This window comes from Dolichospermum circinale AWQC131C, from assembly GCF_000426905.1.
GTDB classification, from domain to species: Bacteria; Cyanobacteriota; Cyanobacteriia; order Cyanobacteriales; family Nostocaceae; genus Dolichospermum; species Dolichospermum circinale.
Window position 1 is genome coordinate 6,789 of record NZ_KE384645.1, and the last position, 5,086, is coordinate 11,874.

The 5,086-nt window shown below is 36.8% G+C and carries 4 protein-coding genes; all 4 read left to right on the forward strand.

The features are described 5' to 3' along the window. A partial coding sequence (locus tag ACIR131C_RS0119020) for a glycosyltransferase family 4 protein (RefSeq protein ID WP_231395503.1) occupies positions 1-1,036 on the forward strand: 1,036 nt, incomplete at its 5' end. Further along, positions 1,033-2,388, forward strand: coding sequence for a hypothetical protein (locus ACIR131C_RS0119025; RefSeq protein WP_028091464.1), 1,356 nt, complete (start codon positions 1,033-1,035; stop codon positions 2,386-2,388). The genes ACIR131C_RS0119020 and ACIR131C_RS0119025, both read left to right, overlap by 4 nt. Continuing rightward, positions 2,381-3,649 carry a glycosyltransferase family 4 protein gene (locus ACIR131C_RS0119030; protein ID WP_028091465.1) on the forward strand — a complete coding sequence of 423 codons (1,269 nt, stop codon included), beginning with the start codon at positions 2,381-2,383 and terminating at the stop codon, positions 3,647-3,649. Before ACIR131C_RS0119025 ends, ACIR131C_RS0119030 begins: the two co-directional genes overlap by 8 nt. Then, on the forward strand, positions 3,642-4,823 hold the full coding sequence (locus tag ACIR131C_RS23415) for a glycosyltransferase (protein ID WP_035372534.1): 1,182 nt from the start codon (positions 3,642-3,644) through the stop codon (positions 4,821-4,823). The genes ACIR131C_RS0119030 and ACIR131C_RS23415 overlap by 8 nt, the downstream gene beginning before the upstream one ends. Positions 4,824-5,086: the final 263 nt, after the last annotated feature.

Sequence of the window (5,086 nt, forward strand, 5' to 3'; positions counted from 1 at the left end):
ATGTAGATTTAGCTTTTATTCATATATGAAAATATTAATATACTCACCCTTGTTTTATCCAAGCATAGGTGGATTAGAAACAATTATTTCTACATTAGCCCATGAATTCATCTATCAGGGACATGAAGTGAAGCTAATATCACAAACACCTGCCACAGACTCCAAACAATTTCCCTTTGAAGTCATTCGACAACCTAGTAAAAAACAAGTATTACAACTCACTTATTGGTGTGAAGTTTATTTCCAAGGTTGTGTAAGCTTAAAAGGTATTTATCCACTTCTTTTTGTCCATCGTCCTTTAGTAATAAGCCATCATACATGGTATCGTCGCACTGATGGTAGTGAAAGTTGGCAAGATTATCTGAAAAAGTTTGTGACTCGTTTTGCGACTAATATCTCAGTAAGTCATGCCATAGCTCAAGCTCTACCCGCATCATCCACTATAATTCCCAATTCATATCGAGAAGATATATTCTATGAAATTCCAGACATTAACCGTAACCAAGAACTCGTATTTTTAGGACGGTTGGTTTCTGATAAAGGAGCTAATTTACTACTTGAGGCATTAGCTCAACTGAAATCAAAGGGACTCACACCTCAGTTAACAATTATTGGTACTGGTCCAGAAGAATATCAATTAATTCAGCAAGCAAAAGACTTAGAAATTAATGATCAAGTAACTTTTGCTGGTGTTAAAGTAGAGCATGAACTCACAAAATTATTAAATGCTCACCAAATTATGGTTGTTCCATCTTTATGGGATGAACCCTTTGGCATTGTCGCATTAGAAGGTATTGCCTGTGGTTGTGTGGTTATAGGTTCTGAGGGTGGAGGCTTAAAGGATGCCATTGGACCCTGTGGTCTAACATTTGCTAATGGCAATGTTGAGCAGTTGACTCAAGCTCTCTTTAACTTACTTACCAATCCTGAGCAACTGACAAATTACAAAGAAAAAGCGAAATCGCACTTAGCGCGTCACAGCAGCAAAGCTGTTGCTAAAGCTTACCTTGATGTTCTACAGGATTCCATTAAATGAACCTACTTCTTCCCTTAATAGCTGTAATTGCAATTGTTTGGCTATCATCTCTAAATTGGCGAAGATCAGTCAAATTTGCCCTCATCATTGTTGTGTTAGAGGGTGCGCTGAGGAAGTGGGTGCTACCCCAAGCCAGCGACTTAATTTACTTTCTTAAAGATATTATCCTATTGGGAGCTTATCTCAAATTTTACTCAAGTTCTGAGCCTAAATATCATGGAAAATCTGGTTTTCTAACTATTACCTTATTCCTCTGTACTGGTTGGTGTGCATTTCAAATATTTAATCCCGGCTTAGGCTCACCAATAGTTGGTTTATTTGGATTTAAAGCATATTTGTTTTATATTCCTTTGATGTGGATGATACCTACCTTATTTGAGTCTCAGGAGGAACTATATCAATTCTTACGTAATTATTTGTTATTAGTAATTCCAGTATCTATTTTAGCTATAGTTCAGTTCTTTAGTCCCATCAATAGTCCTATAAATATGTATGCAGGTGGAGTAGAAGCACAAGCAGCTGTTGATGGCAATGCTAGAGTAACAGGCACATTTCCTTACATTGTTGGCTATTCAACTTATATGTCTTTTTGCTTTACTGCACTGATGCCAATATTGTCCCTACCCCAGACTAAAAAATGGCAAATCATAACTGTTATAGAAGCATTCTTAGTAGTTGGTACAAGTTTCATGTCAGGTGCGCGTGCGTTATTGCTGTTTGAAACTTTATTTTTACTAGGATATTTCTCTTTACTATTCTTGAGTAAGCCTTCACAAGTAGTAAAGACAACTAAAAATTTTATTCTACCAGTAGCTTTAATTGCTGCTGTTGTTCCTATATTTTTTAGCAGAGCGATAGAAGCTTTTTATAAACGTGCCACTAATTCTGATAACTTCAGTGATCGTATATTTGGTGCTTTTGTACAACCTCAAACAGCTATGCAATTTAAAGGATTTGATAGTTATGGTATAGGTGCAACCCATCCGGCTATACCTGTTTTGCGTAATACCTTACAGCTAGCTTCCGGTGAAGCTCTTCCACCTTCTGAGGGTGAAACGGGAAGAGTTGTTCTGGAAATAGGAATTTTTGGTTTTATCCTTTGGTACGCGCTGCGTTTATACTTAATCATCTCTTTATTAGGTTCGTTTTTGAAATTAAAAACTCCTTTTTTGCGTAACTTAGCCCTTGCTGCTTTCTTATTTCAAGCCATTAATTTTACAGGACAACTTGTCTTTAATACTACTTTTGCAGTTTACTACTGGTTTTTTGCTGGTTTTATCTTCTTACTTCCACAATTAGAATATCAGCAATTATTATTGTACCGAAACCAATTACAGCAAAAATATGTCTAATCCACGTATTTCCCTAATACATCAAATTAATCCATCTTTTGCTCAAAATGCCGCCTTAGCATTTGCAGAAGCTAATCTATTAAAAGAAGTAATTACCCCTATTGCTTATAATCCACAAGCACCGGTATGGCAATATTTGAATTTATTACCTAAACAATTGAGAACTTTCATTAGTAATGAATTAAGTAGAAGAACTTGGCTTTCTCCTCATGGTGTACCAATAAAAACTTATCCTTGGCAGGAAATTATACGTATCTTTCTGTTGAGGACAAATTTAGCACGTAGTTCATTTTTTAGACATATAAATTTAGTCGCCTGGGTGTATGTCTGTCTTGATAATCACGTTGCCAACCATCATCTCCGGGACTTAGATGCTATTTATACTTATGAGGATTTGGCTGCAACCACATTTCAAAAGGGAAAACAACACGGTATTCTCTGTTTATATGATTTGCCTATTCCTTATTATCAGATGACAAGAAAAATTATGGGTCAAGAAGCTGAACTTTTTCCAGAATTAGCTTCAGCAATTAAATCAATTAAAGAACCAGTTTGGAAAATTGAACGTAAACAAAAAGAAGTTGAATTAGCAGATCATATATTTGTAGCATCTTCTTTCACCAAAAAATCACTTCTGGAAATTGGTGTGCAGGAAGAAAAAATTAGTGTTCTTCCTTATGGTGCGCCTGTTGAATATTTTCAACCTCAGCCTAAACTAGATGATCATTTCCGGGCTTTATTTGTAGGTCGCGTTTCTCCCCGTAAAGGCGCTCATTATCTGTTGCAAGCCTGGCAAGACCTAAAACTAACCAATGGAGAATTAGTTTTTGTGGGACAAAATCTTTTTCCTCCAGGTTGGTTAGAACAATACAAACATATTTGTCGTCATGTTCCTTCTGTTCCCCATTTTTTGCTAAACCAATATTACAGTAGTGCCAGTGTTTTTGTTTTCCCTTCTTTAGTTGAAGGTTTTGCCCTAGTCCTTTTAGAAGCAATGGCCTGTGGTATCCCTATAATTACTACACCTCATACAGCAGGTCTTGATATTATCACTGATGGTGTGGAAGGGTTTATTATTCCCATTCGAGATGTAGAAGCCCTCAAAGATAAACTGGAATGGTGTTATTCTCATCCTCAAGAACTAGCAGAAATGGGACGTGCAGCTAGACGCAAAGCGGAGGAGTTGAATTGGGGTTTGTATCGGCAACGATTAGCCAATAAGGTACAATTACTATTAAATATTCATAAAACCTATGAATAAAGTTAACTTTCACCTCTGGTTTCCCAACTTATTTGAATTTAAAGGGGGTATTCAAACATACTGCTGTTTCTTCCTCCAAGCCATTCAAAATATCTACCCCGATACTGATTATGATATCTTGATCAAACATGATAGACATTCCTCACCCAACTTCTCAACCCTAGCCCCTACTAGATTTCACTTTGCTGGATCTATACCATTACCACTGAGAACAGTTGCATTTGCAGCCCAGTTAATTGGTTGGGGAATCTGGAAACGCCCAAAATTAATCATTACCGGACACCTGAATTTCACTGTTGCCGCCTACTGGCTAAAACGGTTGACAAATATCCCCTATTGGACAGTCGCTTATGGTATCGAAGCCTGGGATATTAACAACCCACTTTTGCAAACAGCTTTACATCATGCAGACCTGATTTTAGCAATTAGTAGCTATACTCGCGATCGCCTAATCAAAGAACAAAACCTCGACCCGAATAAAATTGGTATATTACCATGCCAGTTTGATCCAAGTCGCTTTCAAATAGTCCCCAAACCTGCTTATTTATTAGAAAAATATGGACTAAGGCGCGAACAAACTATAGTATTAACTGTAGCTCGACTAGCGGAAGTTGAACGCCATAAGGGTTATGACCAAATTCTTCAAGCACTTCCTCAAATTCGTCAGCAAATTCCCGATGTTCATTACATTCTTGTGGGTAAAGGAAATGACGAAACTAGAATTAAGCAATTAATTACCCAACTCGGATTACAAGATTGTGTCACCTTAGCTGGATTTATTCCTGATGAACAACTGTGTGATTACTACAATATCTGTGATGTTTTTGCTATGCCCAGTAAAAAAGAAGGATTTGGTATTGTCTATTTAGAAGCATTAGCTTGTGGTAAACCTGTTTTGGGAGGTAATCAAGATGGTGCAGTTGATGCTCTTTGTCATGGTAAATTGGGAGCGTTGGTAAATCCTGATGATGTAGATGAAATTGCTAGAACCATTATTCAGATTTTACAGGGTACATATCCTCATCCTTTAATGTATCAGCCAGAATCCTTGCGTCAACAGGTTATTGATACTTTTAGTTTTGAGCAGTTTCAGAAAACTCTGGCTGGATATTTACAGGATTATAATGGCTGGCAACCAGTTAAATCCTATGATTATAGACATAAGTGTAATTGAAATGTTAGTTGATCAATTACTTGAGTTTACGGATATTTCTGAGTTAAAAACCTGGCTAGAAGACCACTAAATTTTCGCTTTTAATCTATCTATCCCCTAAAGCTAACTTATAATCGTATGAGATATACTTTATTGATATTAAAAGCGATCGCTAATTGATGAGATATCAAAAGCGAGGGTTTTATTTAATGCTTGTCTTTGATCCTACAACGATGAATGTTACTCGGTTTACTCTTGGCAGAGGCCTTGTAAACGGAGGTTAC